Origin of the sequence: Maribacter luteus (assembly GCF_009674825.1) — a bacterium.
GTDB lineage: Bacteria > Bacteroidota > Bacteroidia > Flavobacteriales > Flavobacteriaceae > Maribacter_A > Maribacter_A luteus.
On the sequence record NZ_WKJH01000028.1, the window covers coordinates 83,394 to 102,047 of the forward strand.

20 protein-coding genes are annotated in these 18,654 nt (G+C 38.9%); 2 read left to right on the forward strand and 18 right to left on the reverse strand.

Features of this window, described 5'->3' with window-relative positions:
* Positions 1-51: 51 nt before the first annotated feature.
* From GJ691_RS16695 to rsgA, 10 genes are all read right to left on the reverse strand, one after another.
* Positions 52-1,137 carry a porin family protein gene (locus tag GJ691_RS16695; RefSeq protein WP_154368966.1) on the reverse strand — a complete coding sequence of 362 codons (1,086 nt, stop codon included), beginning with the start codon at positions 1,135-1,137 and terminating at the stop codon, positions 52-54.
* Between the two features lie 84 nt (positions 1,138-1,221).
* Complete coding sequence (locus GJ691_RS16700) at positions 1,222-1,962, reverse strand: hypothetical protein (protein ID WP_154368968.1); 741 nt, start codon at positions 1,960-1,962, stop codon at positions 1,222-1,224.
* Positions 1,949-2,512: an RNA polymerase sigma factor gene (locus tag GJ691_RS16705; protein ID WP_154368970.1), complete on the reverse strand. Its 564-nt coding sequence runs from the start codon at positions 2,510-2,512 to the stop codon at positions 1,949-1,951. The genes GJ691_RS16700 and GJ691_RS16705 overlap by 14 nt, the downstream gene beginning before the upstream one ends.
* 114 nt (positions 2,513-2,626) lie before the next feature.
* Positions 2,627-3,604, reverse strand: a complete 978-nt coding sequence (locus tag GJ691_RS16710; protein WP_154368972.1) for a polyprenyl synthetase family protein — start codon at positions 3,602-3,604, stop codon at positions 2,627-2,629.
* Between the two features lie 92 nt (positions 3,605-3,696).
* Positions 3,697-4,743, reverse strand: coding sequence for a dual-specificity RNA methyltransferase RlmN (gene rlmN, locus GJ691_RS16715; protein ID WP_154368974.1), 1,047 nt, complete (start codon positions 4,741-4,743; stop codon positions 3,697-3,699).
* Positions 4,744-4,849: 106 nt separating this feature from the next.
* Positions 4,850-5,899, reverse strand: coding sequence for a tRNA preQ1(34) S-adenosylmethionine ribosyltransferase-isomerase QueA (gene queA, locus GJ691_RS16720; protein WP_154368976.1), 1,050 nt, complete (start codon positions 5,897-5,899; stop codon positions 4,850-4,852).
* A gap of 99 nt (positions 5,900-5,998) precedes the next feature.
* Positions 5,999-7,228, reverse strand: coding sequence for a 3-phosphoshikimate 1-carboxyvinyltransferase (locus GJ691_RS16725; RefSeq protein ID WP_154368978.1), 1,230 nt, complete (start codon positions 7,226-7,228; stop codon positions 5,999-6,001).
* A gap of 36 nt (positions 7,229-7,264) precedes the next feature.
* The gene (locus tag GJ691_RS16730) at positions 7,265-7,591 is read right to left on the reverse strand and encodes a nucleotide pyrophosphohydrolase (protein WP_154368980.1); all 327 of its coding nucleotides are present in this window, start codon (positions 7,589-7,591) and stop codon (positions 7,265-7,267) included.
* Positions 7,591-8,043, reverse strand: coding sequence for a D-aminoacyl-tRNA deacylase (gene dtd / locus GJ691_RS16735; RefSeq protein ID WP_154368982.1), 453 nt, complete (start codon positions 8,041-8,043; stop codon positions 7,591-7,593). The genes GJ691_RS16730 and dtd overlap by 1 nt, the downstream gene beginning before the upstream one ends.
* Before the next feature lie 21 nt (positions 8,044-8,064).
* Positions 8,065-9,015, reverse strand: a complete 951-nt coding sequence (gene rsgA / locus GJ691_RS16740; protein ID WP_154368984.1) for a ribosome small subunit-dependent GTPase A — start codon at positions 9,013-9,015, stop codon at positions 8,065-8,067.
* A gap of 107 nt (positions 9,016-9,122) precedes the next feature.
* Here rsgA and GJ691_RS16745 point away from each other — a divergent pair, with 107 nt between their 5' ends.
* Positions 9,123-9,935 (forward strand): hypothetical protein, encoded by an 813-nt coding sequence (locus tag GJ691_RS16745; protein ID WP_154368986.1) that lies wholly within the window; start codon positions 9,123-9,125, stop codon positions 9,933-9,935.
* 118 nt (positions 9,936-10,053) lie between these two features.
* On the forward strand, positions 10,054-10,497 hold the full coding sequence (locus tag GJ691_RS16750; RefSeq protein ID WP_154368988.1) for a hypothetical protein: 444 nt from the start codon (positions 10,054-10,056) through the stop codon (positions 10,495-10,497).
* A gap of 33 nt (positions 10,498-10,530) precedes the next feature.
* Here GJ691_RS16750 and GJ691_RS16755 read toward each other — a convergent pair whose 3' ends face one another.
* The 8 genes from GJ691_RS16755 to GJ691_RS16790 all read right to left on the reverse strand — a co-directional run bounded on the left by GJ691_RS16755 (position 10,531) and on the right by GJ691_RS16790 (position 18,610).
* Positions 10,531-11,205: a head GIN domain-containing protein gene (locus tag GJ691_RS16755; RefSeq protein ID WP_154369134.1), complete on the reverse strand. Its 675-nt coding sequence runs from the start codon at positions 11,203-11,205 to the stop codon at positions 10,531-10,533.
* Positions 11,206-11,298: 93 nt separating this feature from the next.
* Positions 11,299-12,381 (reverse strand): bifunctional 3-deoxy-7-phosphoheptulonate synthase/chorismate mutase type II, encoded by a 1,083-nt coding sequence (locus tag GJ691_RS16760; RefSeq protein ID WP_154368990.1) that lies wholly within the window; start codon positions 12,379-12,381, stop codon positions 11,299-11,301.
* Positions 12,382-12,393: 12 nt separating this feature from the next.
* Positions 12,394-13,251, reverse strand: coding sequence for a prephenate dehydrogenase (locus GJ691_RS16765; RefSeq protein WP_154368992.1), 858 nt, complete (start codon positions 13,249-13,251; stop codon positions 12,394-12,396).
* A 1-nt stretch (position 13,252) separates the two neighbouring features.
* The gene (locus tag GJ691_RS16770) at positions 13,253-14,398 is read right to left on the reverse strand and encodes a pyridoxal phosphate-dependent aminotransferase (RefSeq protein ID WP_154368994.1); all 1,146 of its coding nucleotides are present in this window, start codon (positions 14,396-14,398) and stop codon (positions 13,253-13,255) included.
* Complete coding sequence (locus GJ691_RS16775; RefSeq protein ID WP_154368996.1) at positions 14,395-15,222, reverse strand: prephenate dehydratase; 828 nt, start codon at positions 15,220-15,222, stop codon at positions 14,395-14,397. The genes GJ691_RS16770 and GJ691_RS16775 overlap by 4 nt, the downstream gene beginning before the upstream one ends.
* A gap of 289 nt (positions 15,223-15,511) precedes the next feature.
* Positions 15,512-16,609, reverse strand: coding sequence for a serine hydrolase domain-containing protein (locus GJ691_RS16780; RefSeq protein ID WP_154368998.1), 1,098 nt, complete (start codon positions 16,607-16,609; stop codon positions 15,512-15,514).
* Between the two features lie 85 nt (positions 16,610-16,694).
* Complete coding sequence (locus GJ691_RS16785; protein WP_246200213.1) at positions 16,695-17,495, reverse strand: head GIN domain-containing protein; 801 nt, start codon at positions 17,493-17,495, stop codon at positions 16,695-16,697.
* Positions 17,496-17,506: 11 nt separating this feature from the next.
* The gene (locus GJ691_RS16790; RefSeq protein ID WP_154368999.1) at positions 17,507-18,610 is read right to left on the reverse strand and encodes an acyloxyacyl hydrolase; all 1,104 of its coding nucleotides are present in this window, start codon (positions 18,608-18,610) and stop codon (positions 17,507-17,509) included.
* Positions 18,611-18,654 lie beyond the last annotated feature (44 nt).

Below are 18,654 nucleotides of genomic sequence, written 5' to 3' on the forward strand. Positions count from 1 at the left end.
GGCCAGTAAAAAACAAGCCCTTTCCGCAAAAGCTTCTAGGGCCGATTTTAATTAAAGGTCGAAACGAAGGCCAAGGGATATATTGTGCTGATCCACCAAGGCATCCTTGAATAGAGGGTTCAGATCATATTTTGCATATAATAACACCCCTTCCACACCGGCATAGGCACTTAGACCATACACCAGATCATTGGTATTGTACCCTCTTTTTAATTTGTCCTTTACATTATCCCCATTACGATTATATTTCAATTTTTGACGGGTACCCAGATTAAATCCGCCGTAAGCACCGACCCCTAAACGGAACTGGTTCCTTAAAGAATATCGTATGGTTTTATCTGTTTTATGAAGTTTTGATGGGCCGAATTCCAAATGGACCGGAAAAACAAGGTTATCCATTCTCAATTTGGATTTCTTTAAATCATATTCAAACTCCTGCAATTCAACCTGGCCATTTTCCGCAACGAAATATTGGTTATCCTTGGGTTTAAGTCCGTTGAACTGAAAAGAAAACCCATAATTCAACCGCACAAAATTGGTGTTTTTAAAAACCCTTGTGCGCCATGACCAGCCCATTTCAAAAAACCGGCTGCCTCCTATTTTATAAGGGGAGTCGTTTATCGACTGCCCATCGATTAGGGCATTGTTGAGACCAATAGCCAATACAAAATCAGAATAGGTTCGTCTATCATATTTCAATTCTTTCTTCTTACGTCTTAGCTTCTCCCATTTAAAGGAAGATCCATCCCCTCTCGTCAGGTCCAATTTAATGGCCAAACCTGTATTACCCGTGCTATCGATAGTTTCAGCTTCCAGTACATTGCCATCATTTCGCTCCAATAGGAGAATTTCGTTATCCACGATCGCTATGCGGTTTTCTATGTTCAATGCCCTCTTTTTAGCTACGGACTCCTTTAAGATTTTAGCCTCTTCATAGCTTATTTGATTTTTTTCGTACCGTTTGTTGATTTCCTCAACCTCAATTTTCAATGCCTCCTTTTCCTGTTGGCCAATTTGCTCTTTTTTGGCTTTTAGCATTTCAATCTTGTGTTGATAATCCTGATTTTCCTGAGCAGCGACTTTCTGAACTGCAAAAGCGGCAAACCACACTACTAAATAGATAATAATAACCCTCATACTGATTTTGATTTTATGACCTTCCTTTCCCACCCTCTTTAATAGAGGGCAGGCTAAAGAAGATCGTTGATTGATTGATGAATATTAATTGTTGCGATCGGCGACCGCTGTTCTTACTTTAAGGAATCCCGTTTTCAAGGATTCAAAAATCTGTTCCCTGAATGTTTGGTCGAGCTCGTTTTCAACCTCATCTAATAACGCCATAGCATCGACCTTGCCCTTTTCAATGAAAATTTTATCAGCCAGAATTTCCCGTTGGGCCTTCCGGAGCAAGGAATCTACCTCCGCATCAGTCACCTGAATGTCGGCACCCTCCAAAAATTGGACCTGGGTTGCCAATTCCGCGATTTTAGCATCTATAAGTTCTTCGGTTTTTGTTTTTACCATATCTGAACTTTCATTGGTGATTTTATCTTTTTCCAATACGGCAAACTTGGGCTCATCTTTTATCGCTGTTTTCGATAGAACTTCAATGGGGGCCTTAGCTTTTTTGATTTCACTCTTTTTTACCACAACCAACTTATCCTCTTCTTTCATCGGAACCATCACATCCCTATCATTTTCAGGAACATTGATTTCTTGCGGCTTTTCAACAACTTCAATTGGCATTTCGGTAGGTGCCTGATTTCTATTGACATAAAGCGTTGACACGATCAATACCCCAATAAATACGGCCGCCACGCTATACCAAAAGAATTTATTTTTTTTCTTCGTTCCTACCTTTGGCAACTGTTCGGACAATGTATCCCACGCACTTTCTGAAGGAGTGATTTCCCTTTCATTCAGATGCCTTTTTATGTGTTTTTCAAATTTATCGACTTCCATAACCTATAATATTTTGTTGTTGCAATTGCTCTTGCAACATTTTCCGAGCCTTGAACAACTGGGATTTCGAGGTGTTTTCCGAGATTTGAAGAAGCTCTGCGATTTCCTGATGTTTGTATCCTTCAACCACATACAGTACAAAAACCACTTTATACCCTTCGGGCAAGGCATCTATAAGCATTTGGATATGCTCAACATCCATATCAGTTGAAATGGTATTGCCTTCGAGCTCATTTCTTTCATATAATTCGTCATCATATACAACAAACTGTTGCTTTCTTATATACGAAATACTTTCCCGTATCATGATTTTGCGAATCCACCCCTCAAAACTCCCATGAAACCCAAAAGACCCCAAGTTTTTAAAAACCTTTAGAAAACCACTGATCATAACGTCCTCGGCATAGTGTAAATCCTTCACATATTGCCTGCAAACCCCAAGCATTTTAGGAGAAAACTTATCATAAATACGCTTCTGCGCTTCCGGATTACCGGCAGTTGCTTTCTTTATGAGTTGTTTCTCGTTGTTGTATATGGTTATGATCTTCAAAATGATTTAATTGGCTTCTATAAAGATAGACGCATTAAAAGAAGAGATAGTTGCCTGGAAAAAAAATATTTTCTAAAAATTACTTCAATTACCTGATTTACAGTTTATTGAAAATTATTTTTTTCTATCAACCACATAATTGACCATAAGCTCTAGGGAGTCCCGATAATTTGTTTGGGGATAGGTTAGTAGAATATCCAAAGCTAGTCGTTTAAATTCGTGCATTTTGTTTTCGGCATAATCCAATCCCCCTTGCTCTTTTACAAATTGAATTACCTCCCTTACCCTTTTTTTATCACGATTGTGGTTTTTGACCGAATTGATCAACCATTTTTTTTCAGCTTTTGAGCAGGTATTGAGTACATGGATCAAGGGCAAGGTCATTTTTTGCTCTTTTATATCAATACCCGTGGGTTTCCCAATTTGCCGATCACCATAATCAAAAAGGTCGTCTTTTATCTGAAAGGCCATACCGCAATATTCCCCGAACTTTCGAAAAGTCTCAACTTCTTCAGAATCCGGTTTTACAGAGCAGGCACCCATACTACAGCACGCCGCAATAAGCGTTGCGGTTTTTTGTCGAATTATATCATAATAGACGTCTTCAACAATATCCAGTCTACGGGCTTTCTCAATTTGTAGCAATTCACCTTCGCTCATTTCACGAACGGCGACTGAGATAATTCGAAGTAAATCAAAATCGCTGTGATCCAAGGACAATAACAATCCTTTTGAAAATAGATAATCACCGACGAGTACGGCAATTTTATTCTTCCAAAGGGCATTTATAGAGAAAAATCCACGTCGTTTGTTGCTTTCATCAACAACATCATCGTGAACCAGACTTGCCGTATGTATAAGTTCGATAATCGATGCCCCACGATACGTACGCTCGTTAACCTCCCCGTTATTGAGTAATTTGGCCGTCAAAAACACGAACATTGGCCTCATCTGCTTGCCTTTACGGTTTACGATGTAATAGGTGATCCGGTTCAATAAGGCAACTTTCGAAGACATGGAATCCCGGAACTTATTTTCAAAAAGTTCCATTTCCTGATTTACGGGATCCTTTATTTGGGCTACTATTTTCAAGAAATCGGTTTATTGTCTTACCTGGTTCGGTGGATAAATTTAGGCAAAATTTCGGGGTAAACTCAGAATTCGGAATTTTGACATCAAAAATGTTATGACTTATTGGCCAATTGACCACAGGCGGCATCAATATCCTTACCTCTGGATCGGCGAACGGTTACCGTAATACCCTTTCTCTCCAAAGTGGTCACGTACATTTCAATGGCCTTGTCATTTGCCTGTTGAAACTCACCATCATCTATAGGGTTATACTCGATCAAATTTACTTTTGAAGGAGCAAAACGACAAAATTGAACCAAAGCATCGGCATCTTTCTGTGAATCATTGATTCCTTTCCACACCACATATTCATAGGTAATCCTATTTTTGGTCTTCCCATACCAATATTGCAATGCTTCCCTTAGATCGGCCAAATTCATTTTGGCATTAAATGGCATTATCGAAGTACGTATCTCGTCAATGGCGGAATGTAAGGAAACCGCCAAATTGAACTTTACACCCTCATCGGCCATTTTTCTGATCATTTTTGGCACACCTGAAGTAGATACGGTGATTCTTTTAGGAGACATGCCCAAACCGTCGGGTGAAGTTATTTTTTCTATGGCCTGCAAAACATTGTTGTAATTCATCAATGGCTCTCCCATACCCATGAAAACAATGTTACTTAAAGGACGGTCAAAATACAAACGACTTTCATTATCGATCGCAACTACTTGGTCATAGATTTCATCGGGATTCAAATTACGCATACGTTTTAGCCTGGCCGTTGCACAGAACTTACAGTCCAAACTACAACCTACCTGACTGGAAACACAGGCCGTTGTTCTTGTTTTGGTAGGAATCAATACCGACTCGACCACTAAATCATCATGCAGACGAACAGCGTTCTTTATGGTCCCATCCGAGCTTCTTTGCATTAAATCTACCTTGATATGATTGATCACAAAATTGGCAGCCAGCAAATCCCTGGTTTCTTTTGAAATATTGGTCATAACCTCAAAAGTATGGGCAGATTTTTGCCATAGCCATTCATAGACCTGATTACCCCTGAACGCTTTGTCCCCACTTTGTACGAAAAAATCGCGGAGCTGTTCCAGGGTCAATGCCCTAATATCCTTTTTAGTTGTTTTTTCCTCCATTTCATTTAGGCAATAAAAAAATCCCACATTCAATACAAATCGATAAAGTGGGATTTTTCATTTCGGTAATTTCAATATTTCCTTCTAAACGGAAATAATTATATCGCTATAAGATCAACATGGCATCACCATAAGAATAGAACTTATAGTTTTCCAATATGGCTTCTTTATATGCCCTTTTCATCAAATCGTGACCTATAAAAGCAGAGACCATCATCAACAATGTTGATTTTGGCAAATGGAAATTGGTAATCATACAGGTTGCTATACTGAACTCGTAAGGAGGGAAAATGAATTTATTCGTCCACCCATTAAAGGTATTCAGTGTATGTTCGGATGAAACCGCACTCTCTAACCCACGCATGGCCGTAGTACCAACGGCACATACCTTTCTTTTATTGGCTTTTGCCGCATTTACTATTTCAGTCGCTTTTTCATCAATGATCAACTCCTCACTATCCATCTTATGCTTGGAAAGGTCCTCAACCTCAACAGGATTAAAAGTACCAAGCCCAACATGTAAGGTCACCTCGGCAAAATCGACCCCTTTAATCTCCAATCTCTTTAATAAGTGTCTGGAGAAATGCAATCCGGCAGTTGGCGCAGCAACCGCACCTTCATGTTTCGCATAAATGGTTTGGTAACGATCCTCATCTTCGGGTGTAACTTCCCTCTTAATGTATTTAGGCAATGGGGTTTCCCCTAATTCACGAAGTTTTCTCCTAAAATCAGAATAAGACCCGTCATATAAAAAACGTAATGTTCTACCTCTTGAGGTCGTGTTATCAATAACTTCAGCTACCAAACTTTCATCTTCCCCGAAATAAAGTTTGTTCCCAATACGTATTTTACGTGCAGGATCGACCAAAACATCCCATAGACGTTGTTCCTCATTAAGTTCCCTAAGAAGGAAAACCTCGATACGCGCACCGGTTTTTTCTTTGTTACCATATAATCTTGCAGGGAAAACCTTGGTATTGTTCAAGACCATTACATCACCTTCATCAAAATAATCGATAAGATCTTTGAACATTTTATGCTCGATCTTTCCGGTTTCCCGGTGAATGACCATTAATTTGGATTCGTCCCTGTTTTCCGCAGGATACTCGGCCAATAATTCTTTTGGAAGTTCAAAATTGAAGTGTGATAATTTCATATGGTGTACGTATTGTAAGTTTTATTAGCAAAATTTTGCGGCTGCAAATATACGACCTCGAGATAGGGGTTGTCAAGTAAAACGATGATTAAATGACAATTATAACTCTTTGGACCGAAAACCCAACTTTTTAAGGTCTTCCCAAAAATCTGGATAGGATTTTGAAACCACCTCGGCATCATTGACCACAAAAGATGTTTTCAATGCCAAAGGGGCAAAGGCCATAGCCATTCTATGATCATTATAGGTATCTACGGCCACTTCGGATTTTAATCCGTTAGAAGGCTCCAACAACAATGACCTGTCGGTTATTTGAACCTTGGCCCCGAATTTTGATAGTTCGGCATGCATGGCCAATAATCTATCTGTTTCTTTGATTTTTAGCGTATGCAATCCGGTCAACTCACAACCCATTCCCAATCCTAGGCAAGTAACCGCAATGGTCTGGGCAATATCAGGGGCGTTGGCCAAATCGCACTCCAAAATGGTCAGCTTTGGAATCCGTTCTTTTTTTAAAACAACTTTGTTCCTTTGAAAAGATGTTTCAACGCCAAAACTTTTATAAATATCCGCAAGAACACTATCACCTTGCAAACTGTCTTTTTTATAGGACCCCAATTCTATTTTGGACCCGACCTCACATAATGCAACGATACTATAGAAATAAGAAGCTGAACTCCAGTCCGACTCAACAACCAACTCAACTGGGGCAACCTGTTTTTTGGATGAAACCTTTATCGTATTACCTGCAAACGAGGAGGCGACCCCGATTTGACCTAGTAAACTTAAGGTCATTTTTATATATGGGACGGAGGTGATTTTCCCGATCAACTCCATTTCAATACCATTTTCCAAACTGGGGGCAATCAAAAGCAAAGAAGAAATATATTGACTACTTATATTGGCCGGAAGGCTCACTTTGTTCTCAGTAAGTTTCTTACCTTTTATTTTAATCGGAGGATACCCTTCTTCATTTACATATTCAATATCGGCCCCTAAACTACGTAAGGCTTCGACCAAAACCTTCACAGGTCTTTCGGTCATTCGCTTTGAACCGGTCAATATTACATCTTTACCTTCTTGGGAGGCAAAATACCCCGTTAAGAAACGCATTGCGGTACCTGCATGGTGAATATCCACTTCGCCTTTACTGATTTTCAGGCCTTTTTGCATCACCCTCGCATCATCAGAATTAGATAGGTTTTGAATTGAAATGGTAGGATACAAAGCCTGTAACAATAGCGACCTGTTCGATTCACTCTTAGAACCGGTTATCTGTATGTTGGATGTTAATAAATGTTCTGACGGACCAGTTAGGTGTAGCTTCAACTTGATTGTTTTTTTAAAGAAGACCCAAATATACTATTATTTGAGTTTTTCGTTGTTTTGGTGCCTATCGTGGTCCCTCTTTGTTTTTATATCCATTTTCTTATTGAAAGCCGCTTCTAGATCTATCCCTGTTTGGTTTGCCAAACACAGGACCACAAAAAGTACATCGGCGAGCTCCTCCCCAAGATCCTTATCCTTATCCGATTCCTTTTCGCTCTGCTCGCCATATCTACGGGCAATGATACGTGCCACTTCCCCTACCTCTTCGGTAAGTTGGGCCATATTGGTCAGTTCATTAAAATAACGTACCCCATGCTCCTTGATCCAATTATCTACCTCCTGTTGTGCTTTCTGTATTCCCATTATTCCTTATTTTTTGTATCGATTACTATGGTTACAGGACCATCATTCAATAAATCAACTTTCATATCTGCACCGAAAACACCTGTACCCACTTCCTTTCCAAGATCTTTCTGTATGGTTTTAACAAATTCCTCGTACAAAGGGATGGAAATGTCGGGCTTGGCCGCTTTAATATAAGAAGGCCTATTTCCTTTCTTTGTTGAAGCCTGTAGAGTAAACTGGCTTACCACAATGGCATCTCCCCCGTTTTCAAGCAGAGACTTGTTCATAACCCCGTTTTCATCATTGAAAATTCGAAGATTCACGATTTTCCGGGAAAGCCATTCAATATCTTTTTCATCATCCCCATTCCTTATCCCCAATAAAATAAGTAATCCATTCCCAATACTCGAAATGAGTTCCCCCTCTACGGTAACACTGGCCTTAGAGACCCTTTGAACAACAGCTTTCATGACAATTCAGTTCAAAATAATTTATGGCTTCTCAAAAATATCAATTCTATAGGTATCGTCATCACCGGTAACCATTTGAACATAACTTTTGTATCTGCTCCAGGCCACCTCATCATTTTCCAGTGCTTCCTTCACTGCGCATTTAGGCTCATCTAAATGCAGGCAGTTATTGAATTTGCATCCGCCTTTCAACTTGAAGAATTCAGGGAAATAGTCACCTATTTCATCTTTCTCCATATCGAAAATACCAAAGCCACGAATCCCAGGGGTATCGATTATCTGGGCATCGAAACTTAAATCGAACATTTCAGCGAAAGTTGTGGTATGCTGCCCCTGAAGGTGTTGCTCGGAAATTTCAGTGGTCTTAATCTTTAACGAAGGCTCCAAAGCGTTGATCAGGGTTGATTTTCCCACCCCCGAATTTCCTGAGAACATACTGGTCTTCCCTATCATTAATTCCTTTACCTTATCAACGTTTTTGCCTGTCGTTGCAGAAATCCCGATGCAGGTATATCCGATTTTACGATAAAGGGCCGCCAAATACTTAACCTCGAGCAACTCATCTTCATCATAACTGTCTATCTTATTAAAAAGTAAAATGGCCGGAATGTCATAGGCTTCGGCAGTAACCAAAAAACGATCAATGAAAATCGTATAGGTCTTGGGGTTCTTAATGGTGACCAACAGGAAAACCTGATCCAGATTAGATGCGATTATATGTGTCTGCTTCGAAAGTTTAACCGATTTTCGAACAATATAATTCTTACGATCTTCGATTTCGGTAATAATCCCAATGGTCTTTTCGTCAGCATTCTCAACTTCGAATATAACGTGATCCCCTACAGCGACGGGATTTGTGCTTTTTATCCCTTTTATACGAAACTTGCCTTTTATGCGACATTCGTAAAAATCCCCATCTTCCGATTTAACGGTATACCAACTCCCTGTCGACTTATAAACTATGCCTTTCATTAATGAACAAATTTCACTATTTTACAAAGTAACTGTTTTTATTAACATAAAATACTATAAATTTGGCGCAGTTCCTATTAACTCTATAAACAAAAAACAAAGCAAAAATGAATCTAGTAAAGAAAACTATTTATCTCTTATTATTTACCTTTTCGGGCGTATTGGTGGCGCAAGAAACCATTACCAACGAATCTGTTGTACAGATGATGGAACTTGGTTTCGATGATTATATGATCATCGACAAGATCAATACCTCAGACGTGAAATTCGACGCTTCTATATCAGCATTGGGCAATTTAAAAAAAGCCGGTGTTTCTTCCGAGGTCATTTCGTTGATCATGGATAAATCCAAACAAAATACCAAATCAAAGACAGGTATCTATTACTTGGCCGAAAATGGAGAGGATAAGTTAATACATCCAAGTGTTTTTTCCGGTTCAAACTCAAATGCAGTTGCCCAAAAATTGGTCTCTGGATTGATCAATTCAAAGAAAAAAGCACAATTACCAGGTGTTCACTCGAACAATGTGCTTAAAACCAATTCACCTGAATTCACATTTATATTCGACCCAAGTGTAACGGAAGTTGACAATATGCAGAACAACCAAGGTGGCGATACAGGCATTTTCAATTGGTGGTTCAGAATGGCCAGCAACCCTAATGAATTCGTTCTGGTTAAACTAACGGTTAAGGAGCGTAAAAATTTAAGGGAAGTAATTACAGGAAAGGATAGTTGGATTACAAGTAGTAGTGGTATCGACCCTAAATATGCCCTTAACTTTTCAATGGAAGAAATAGAAGGAAATAAATTCAAAGTAACTCCAGATGCCTTAGAGCCAGGGGAGTATTGCTTTATTTACCAAGGGCAAGTACCGCAAGGAAGAGAAAATCAATCTGTTTTTGATTTCTCTATTCAATAACACGGATACTTAAATGATTTTTAACTTAGACCCAGCTAAACAGTTGGGTCTTTTTGTTTTGAACAACCCGGACACCCAATTAAAAAAATATTAATCCAAAACCTTAAAAACACGTATTATGAAAAAACCAGTAGTATTAGTCTGTCTTCTTTTAAGTCTAATCTCTTTAGACCTAAGTGCGCAAGAGTACACCGTAATCACAAGCGTTGAATCAATTGTTCCCAGTGGCATCGGAAGGTCTCGTTTGATCAGCACCTTGGAAGAAAAAGATTATAAGGAATTCACAAGTGTACAATCTGAAGAGGACAAGACACGAAATAAATCTAAAAGGGATGAAATCAGGGTGAAGAATTTTGAAGAGACCAAATTATTGAACTTTTTCAATATTGGTGGAATCCGTTTTCAGAACATCGCTGCAAATGATGCTGTAATCACTTCGAAGTTGAATGCCATGGTTGCCGAGGGATGGGAACTGGCTTTCGTGACCAGTGCCGTGGAAAGCGACGGCGGCAAAGGTGATGGGCAGGGCATATTCATTACCCGATACATTTTTAAGCGATAAAAAAAGCCGGTCTTGGACCGGCTTTTTTTATTTTCAATCTATTATATGAACCCTGCCACCGGCCAGGGTTTTTTTATTGACATCCCGTGGATTACCATAGACATAAACATCGCCACCGGCCCTCACTTTGACATCTACTTTTTCAGAGGCAAAGACCTCGGCCTCACCTGCTGCGGTAATTTTTACATCCGTATACGATGTTTGCAATTCCTTTCCTTCAAAAATACCACCAGTATTCAATACGATCCATTGGTTTTTTGCCAAACCTGAAGCTTCCACGATTCCACCGGTCACTGCCCTAACCTCCAAATCAACGACATTCAATCCTGCCTTTATCTGGGCCCCTTCTTGGGAACGGATTTCAAGATGGTCCTGCTCGATCAATTCATTACAAACGATCTTGGCACCTTCGTTACCATCAATAACGTCTAAATGTTTGTAAAACACTTCAATAAAGGTATCTTCCCCGGTGAATTTTTTCTCCAATTGCATTCGTAATTTCAAAGTACCATCCGTATTTACAAATTTGATATCATAAACATTCTCACCTTTAATGATAATCCTATTTTCGTCGGATTTTATAAGATTCACCTCTATAAGATCAAAAACCTTTATTTTATTGAAGTCCCCGACTTCCTTGTCTATCATTCTTTGGGCCGATGCCGTTATGGAACCCATTACCACTAAAAGGAAAAGTATTTTCTTCATCATTACTCGTTTAGATTTATCTAAAGATGGTAAACAAATAAAAGTGTTACAGTTTTCAAAAAAAAAATCCCGATTTAAATCGGGATTTTAATTCTAGCCTTGCATTATCTTTTCTTGATGGTTGATTGATTCTTGGTGAATCGCTTTGAACATCCGAAGTATAAACTCCTCGCTCAACCCTTTTGATTCCCCTTCTAGGATCATACTTCCTAAAATCGAATTCCATCGATTACTTTGAAGTATAGCCACGTTCTTTTGTTTCTTAAGACTGCCAATACCATCAGAAATCTTCATTCTCTTACCTAACATATCGATCAATTGATTATCTATGATATCGATTTGTGTCCTTAGGTTACTCAATTTACTATTGAATTCCGCTTCTTCATCGGTTTCCTTACGTATACGTAGATCTTTCATGATCTGCACCAGGGTCTTTGGTGTTACCTGCTGGGCAGCATCACTCCAGGCATTATCTGGATCAAAATGGGTCTCAACAATGAGTCCGTCAAAATTAAGATCCAATGCGGTTTGGGAAACATCAAAGATCATGTCCCTATTGCCTGTAATATGCGATGGATCGTTGATCAATGGTAAATCAGGGAATTTGGTCTGTAATTCAATGGCCAATTGCCATTCCGGAATATTTCTATATTTAGATTTTTCATAGGTTGAAAATCCCCTATGGATAACACCCAACTTCTTGATATTCTTGCTATGCAGTCTTTCTACAGCCCCTAACCATAAAGATAAATCCGGATTTACCGGGTTCTTCACCAATACGATTTTATCGGTACCTTCCAAAGCATCTGCGATTTCCTGTACTATGAACGGACTAACCGTTGAACGGGCACCAATCCACAATAGATCGATGTCATGTTCCAAAGCCAATTCCACATGGGCCTTATTGGCCACTTCGGTCGCGGTCTTCAATCCTGTTTCTTCCTTTACCCTCTGTAACCATTTAAGGCCCAAAGCACCAACACCTTCAAAATTACCTGGGCGTGTTCTTGGTTTCCAGATACCTGCCCTAAAGTAATTAACATCTGTGTCTTTTAGCTCATGGGCTATTTTCATGACCTGCTCTTCTGTCTCTGCACTACATGGCCCTGCAATTACCAAAGGATGATCTAGTCCCAAATCATCTAACCACGTTCTCATTTCTTTTGAATTCTCCATTTTACTTTCCTCTTATTTGTTCAAAGGTATTCCTTTTAATATTTCCTTGATTTTATTCGTATTGTTCATTTCATCATAAATGCCCTCATAATCGTTCTTGACCAACAATTCTTTAAATGCCTGAAGGTTTTCGATATACTCATCCAAACTGTCAACGACATTTTCCTTGTTCTGTTCAAAAATAGGGGCCCACATGGCCGGTGAACTTTTTGCCAAACGTACGGTGCTTTCAAATCCACTTCCCGCCATGTCAAATATATCCCGTTCATTTCTTTCTTTATCAATTACCGTCTTACCTAACATAAAAGAACTTATGTGTGATAAATGGGATACGTAGGCGATATGCTTATCATGCGCTTCAGGATTCATGTACCGTATTCGCATGCCCAATTGTTGAAATAGCGCTAATGCCCTTTCCTGAAGTTTAAAAGCGGTCTTTTCAACCTCACAGATAATATTGGTCTTTCCTTGGTACAAATTTTCTATTGCCGCTGAAGGGCCTGAAAATTCAGTACCCGCAATAGGGTGGCATGCTAAAAAGTTTCTTCGTTTCTCATGGTCGTCCAGACTTTTACACAAAGCCGCTTTGGTAGAACCTGCATCGAGCACAACGCAATCATCATTAATTTGATCCAATATTTTCGGAATCTCGGTAAGCATAGCGTTTACCGGAATACTTACTATGACAACATCTGCCAAACCCAAATCTTCATAACCCGCCTTGGTATCAATCAAATCTAGGGCCATTGCCTCTTCTAAATGGATAACATTGGTGTCTACACCATAAATCTTGGCTTCAGGATGCAACCGTTTAATATCCTTGGCCATACTGCCCCCAATCAAACCTACACCGACTACAAATACATTCATCTTAAAATCTATCTAATGCTTCTTTAATTTTTTCCTCTTTTACGCAAAGTGAGAATCGAATATAGCCCTCCCCATTACTACCGAATATAGTTCCTGGAGCTATGAATATATCCTTATCATACAACACCTTATCAATAAAATCCTCGGAAGCCAGTGAATTTTCGGGCAATTTTGCCCAAACGAACATTCCCACTGCATTTTTATCATACGTACAATTCAATGCGTCGGCCAATTCAAAAATCAATTCCCTCCTTCTTTGGTAAACTTCATCCAAAGACCTGAACCAATCTTCCCCGCTTTTCAATGCTGCGATCGCACCTTTTTGAATACCGTAGAACATTCCGGAGTCCATATTGCTCTTCACTTTTAAAATAGCGTCGATATGGGCGGCATTGCCCAATACCATACCAACACGCCAACCTGCCATATTAAAGGTCTTGCTCAACGAATTCAGTTCCAACGCGACCTCTTTTGCCCCTTCGATAGCCAAAATACTCGATGGATCATTGTTCAATACAAAACTATAGGGGTTATCGTTTATCAGTAGTATATCGTTTTCTTTGGCAAAACTTATCAATCTTTTCAATTGATCCTTACTTGCGGTAGCACCTGTAGGCATATGTGGATAACTGACCCACATTAATTTTACTTTGGACAGATCTTGTTGTCTCAATGTATCTAAATCAGGAAACCACTCCCCTTCAGCATTTAGGTCATAAAGCTTAGGAACCCCACCGACCAATTTAGTTACCGATGTATATGTTGGATAACCAGGATTTGGTATTAAAACCTCATCACCGGCATTCAAAAAGGCCATGCTTATATGCATGATTCCTTCCTTGGAACCCATTAAGGGCAAAACCTCAGTATTGGAGTCAAGTATTACATCGAATTTTGTTTTGTAAAAATCCGCAAAACTTTCCCTAAGTTCCGGCAGTCCCTGATAACTTTGATATTGATGTGCCCCGTCATCCGCCAAGGATTCGGTAATGGCATCTAGGACACTTTTCGAAGGAGCCAGGTCCGGACTTCCTATTCCCATATTTATTATGGGCTTTCCTGCTGCGATAAGTCCACGCACTTCCCTTAATTTTTTAGAGAAGTAGTATTCTTCAACCGTTTTTAATCTATCCGCAGTAACAATCATATTCTTGCATTTTTATATTCCCCCAAAACCTTAAAATCATGGGTCATGATTCTCAAAAGTGATTTTGCCTTGGCAAAATTATCATATTCATCAAATGTAACATCAACAAAAAAGGCATATTTCCAAGGAGATTCAATAATGGGCAAAGACTGTATTTTGGTTAAGTTCAAATTACAATCGCTCATTACATTCAAAACCGTAGCTAGACTACCTCTTTTATGATCGGTAACGAAACGTATAGAAGCCTTATTGATTTCACTTTTCGGCAATTCTTTATTGGTGGTCTTTACGATAATAAATCGGGTGGAGTTATCTTTAATGGTCTGTATATCAGGTGAAATAATGTTCAGATCATATAAATCTGCCGCAACCTTAGGTGCGATCGCCGCAATTCCTTTTAATTGCTTGTCATGAATCTGTTTAGCGGTCTCTGCGGTATCTACATCTTCAACCATTTTAATATGGGGGTAGGTCTTTAAAAACTCCCTACACTGTAAAAGTGCCATAGGATGCGACCGCACTTCCGATATATCTTGGATCGTTTGCCCTCTTAGCCCCATTAAATTATGGTGTATATTTAAATAATACTCTCCTATAATGTGCAGGTTTTTATCATTTACAAGGGCATAATTAGGTATTATCGATCCTGCAATAGAATTCTCAATAGCCATTATACCTTTATCTGCCGTGGCATCCAATAAATGATCTACCAAGCTATGGAAAGACATACACTCTACCAGATCAACCTCATTTTCAAAATAATCCAAGGCCACTTGATGATGGTTAGACCCCTTGATTCCCTGTATGGCTATTTTTAAACCCATTTTTACTTTGGTTATATTAAACCGATATTTTTTCAACAAAAAAAGTCCCGTTTTTCACGGGACTCAATGTTATATTTTAGTACTAGCAATACACTACAACAGTCCCGTTCCTCCTTTATAAAAGAAGAAAAAATAAAAACTGTTAAAGAAATACTGCTTACTCATTATCTTTGTAAATCTGGGACTAAGGTAATTATTAAATTTAAAAAACAAATCCAAAGTCGGTCTTTTTTTGAATTTTTCTAAAAAAACCAATTCCGTTGTTTATTTTTCTCTAAAAACATACTTTTTATTGGGAATCAACAAGGAAAATATTTACCGCCGCATCCAAAACATCTTGAATACGTGGGTTGGTGCAATTGGTCAAAATAGAAAAAACCATTTCCTCTTTAGGGTAAATGAAGAGATTGGAATACCCTCCAATACCATTACCTACATGACCAAAATAAGATCTTCCGCTTGCATCAAGGCTAACTTGCCACCCTAGACCATAATAGGTAGATTTTCCTCCAATCTTCTCCGCAGTTAAAAATTCGGAAATCACCTTATCTTTTAAAATATCGGCTTTCAAATATGCCTGACCGAAATTCGCAATATCTTCAGAAGTTGACAAATAGCCACCCCCTGCTAATTTGTAATGGTTATTTACAGGCATTGCCTTTCTAAAACCTGATTTTCTCCTAGAATAAAAAGTAGCCATATGACCGGCAACCTCCTCATCGATTTCGATTTTATCAGTTTCAATGGGTTCCCCAAAGGTATTCAAGAGCCCCATCGGCAACAATACTTTTTCGCGAACATAATTTTCAAAGGAAACACCGCTGGCTTCTTGCATTGCCAAGGAAATCAATACCCAATCAAAACTATTGTAATGATAATCCGTACCAGGTTTAAAAAGCAGGTCATCATCTTTGAATATCCGTAGGCTTTCCTTTATGGAAAATGGTTGGTTCAATCCATATTCCATTCCTTTGTATCCCCGTATGCCTGCAGTATGGTTCGCCAATTGCCGAATAGTAAAATCATATTCCTTCTTCGGAAAATAAGGAACGTAGTCATATAAAGAGGCATCCAAATCTATCCCGTTTTCCTTTACCATTTGAGCCAGTGCAGTGGCCGCTATGTTTTTTGATACACTTGCTATCCTGAAAACCGTACGCTTTGGATCTACTTTTATATTTGCTTCAATATCGGCATAGCCATAGCCTTTTTGAAATACCACCTCTCCATGTTTACGTACGGTAATCGCCAATCCTGGCAACTTTTTTTCTGTAATAAGCGTATTCAGTAAATCATCAACCTTTGCTTTACCTTTTAAACCTGGTTGTTGATGTAATTCACTTTCAGAAGTAAATATGCTTTTCAGATATGTAAGGAAGGAATTCAACTATACCACACTTTTATAGGTATTAAAATGATAGTTTTAAGTATTGATCATTCATTGGAAATCGGAAAACACCTTTTCCTTGGAATCAATCCTTAAAAATAAGCTTTCCTGTATACAATTCCCCAACATCGACCGTATCAGGTCGGTTATAACTGATCACATCACCAGTACCACGGATAGTTCCGGAAATAGATTCTTGTGGATTAACTTGAATATCATTGGTGCCACGATGGTTCAATTGTACCGAATTGGCCACAAGGTTTTCCGCTTCAATCCTAGAATCCCCTGCGGCAACGAGTATATTAAGACTATTTGTGGCTCCTTTTAATTTGAAGTATGCAATGCCATTTGTAGTTATAGCCAGACCATTGGTGTCCACATCCAAATCAAACTCCCCATCAGTGGTTTCTGCTTCTGGGTCTGAAAAACTTTCAGAAAACAGCGTAAGGTTTGAATAACCTAATACACCATCACTTTTAATGGCCAAACCCGTATTACTTTTAATTTCTGTGATTTTCGGGGCCGTTACATAAACCGTTGTAAGCGCATAGTCCCTAAAAAGGTTACAACCAATATCGTTGCCCAACACCAATCTACCATCAACGACTTCCGCAGTAACCTCATCCAGCAGAAACTCCCCTGTTTCAATTTCAACCTTCTGTGTATCACCTTGTTTCAAAACCAGACCAACCTTTTCATTGACCGTTATCTTGGTAAAAGCAGGCAAACTGAATTCGGAACGAACAATATCTCCCGCATCTTGAAGGCAATCCGGGGCATTTTCACTATCACACGAAAGAAAGAAAAACAAAAAAACAATCATGCAACCCTTGAACATATTCAAGGGTATCTTGTTTTGATAATTAAGTGTTCTTTTTATTTTCAATTTAACATCTTTTATAACCTTATGCCTATTCCAAACTCTACGGCCTCTGCCTTGGCTCCGTGCGATTTTAAAGTGACAGCACCGAACATCTTTTTACCAAAATAACGCTTAAGGCCAATTCTATTGTACATACGCCCTTCAAAATCAAAAGGATAGTATACATAATAACCCAATTGTGTAATTACGGACATTCTATTGATAAAAAGCTCATGCCCTAAAAATACCCCGACCCGTTTATAATCGTCATCAGCCGAAACCCCGTTTTCAGGAAAAGCGATGGACTGGAAACGAATCAGCTCCTTCAAAAAGCGGGAAAAATAAACATCGGCCCCTATTTGGATGGCACTCTTTCTTCCGATGCGTTTATCGGCATATGCCGAAACTATATAAAATGGATATTGTCCCATATCAATTACATCACTTTCATTCAACCCGGCCCTAAAAACCAAATTGTATTTAACAGGTTCTGTAATTTTCACCTTTTCACGTGTCGGCAAAAAAGCTATTTCCTGACCTCCGTCCAAATCATACGTTAAACCGGCATTAAAAGCAAAAGTATTGGTCGATGTATTGGGAGCCTTGAAATTGGCATTTGAATAATGGATCAATGTAATACCAGCCTTAAAACCCAGTCCTTTAAATATATTTTCCTTATGATAATTCAACATTAAATAGGTAGAACTCAGTAATCGGGAGCCATAGGCATTGTTCCTGAAGTTCTCATATTTATCATATGGATTGGTATTATAGGCAATTCCTTGCCCTATTCTAAACTGCATTAATCGCTGAAAGAAATAAAAATTATAATGGGCATATAATCCATAATTTTCACCCAAAGTACTATTGTTCATGTTTTGATAGATGAACGAACCACCGATATCTGGATAATTGAAATCTTCTTGCCAAGCCTCATCCCCGTAGGTCTTGCGGTTATAACTAAGAATCAATCCGGCAGGGTGGTTAGAAATCAGGTGGGATATATCGGTGTTATGAAGCAACACCGAACCGTAAAACTGGTTGACATCAATGGTATGTTTTTTAACCTCCACATTTTCGGTTTGGGAAAAACCAATACTGAGTACCAAAAGAAAAACGGGGAGCAACCTAAAATTCATGAAGTGCCTAAAAATTATACAATGCTAACGCAGGGCGCGAAGTT

Bases quoted from the DNA above. Each gene is read 5' to 3' on its own strand.
- GJ691_RS16695 (WP_154368966.1), bottom strand. From the start codon at position 1,137: ATGAGGGTTATTATTATCTATTTAGTAGTGTGGTTTGCCGCTTTTGCA.
- GJ691_RS16700 (WP_154368968.1), bottom strand. From the start codon at position 1,962: ATGGAAGTCGATAAATTTGAAAAACACATAAAAAGGCATCTGAATGAA.
- rlmN (WP_154368974.1), bottom strand. From the start codon at position 4,743: ATGGAGGAAAAAACAACTAAAAAGGATATTAGGGCATTGACCCTGGAA.
- queA (WP_154368976.1), bottom strand. From the start codon at position 5,899: ATGAAATTATCACACTTCAATTTTGAACTTCCAAAAGAATTATTGGCC.
- GJ691_RS16730 (WP_154368980.1), bottom strand. From the start codon at position 7,591: ATGGGAATACAGAAAGCACAACAGGAGGTAGATAATTGGATCAAGGAG.
- dtd (WP_154368982.1), bottom strand. From the start codon at position 8,043: ATGAAAGCTGTTGTTCAAAGGGTCTCTAAGGCCAGTGTTACCGTAGAG.
- rsgA (WP_154368984.1), bottom strand. From the start codon at position 9,015: ATGAAAGGCATAGTTTATAAGTCGACAGGGAGTTGGTATACCGTTAAA.
- GJ691_RS16745 (WP_154368986.1), top strand. From the start codon at position 9,123: ATGAATCTAGTAAAGAAAACTATTTATCTCTTATTATTTACCTTTTCG.
- GJ691_RS16750 (WP_154368988.1), top strand. From the start codon at position 10,054: ATGAAAAAACCAGTAGTATTAGTCTGTCTTCTTTTAAGTCTAATCTCT.
- GJ691_RS16755 (WP_154369134.1), bottom strand. From the start codon at position 11,205: ATGAAGAAAATACTTTTCCTTTTAGTGGTAATGGGTTCCATAACGGCA.
- GJ691_RS16760 (WP_154368990.1), bottom strand. From the start codon at position 12,381: ATGGAGAATTCAAAAGAAATGAGAACGTGGTTAGATGATTTGGGACTA.
- GJ691_RS16765 (WP_154368992.1), bottom strand. From the start codon at position 13,251: ATGAATGTATTTGTAGTCGGTGTAGGTTTGATTGGGGGCAGTATGGCC.
- GJ691_RS16770 (WP_154368994.1), bottom strand. From the start codon at position 14,398: ATGATTGTTACTGCGGATAGATTAAAAACGGTTGAAGAATACTACTTC.
- GJ691_RS16775 (WP_154368996.1), bottom strand. From the start codon at position 15,222: ATGGGTTTAAAAATAGCCATACAGGGAATCAAGGGGTCTAACCATCAT.
- GJ691_RS16790 (WP_154368999.1), bottom strand. From the start codon at position 18,610: ATGAATTTTAGGTTGCTCCCCGTTTTTCTTTTGGTACTCAGTATTGGT.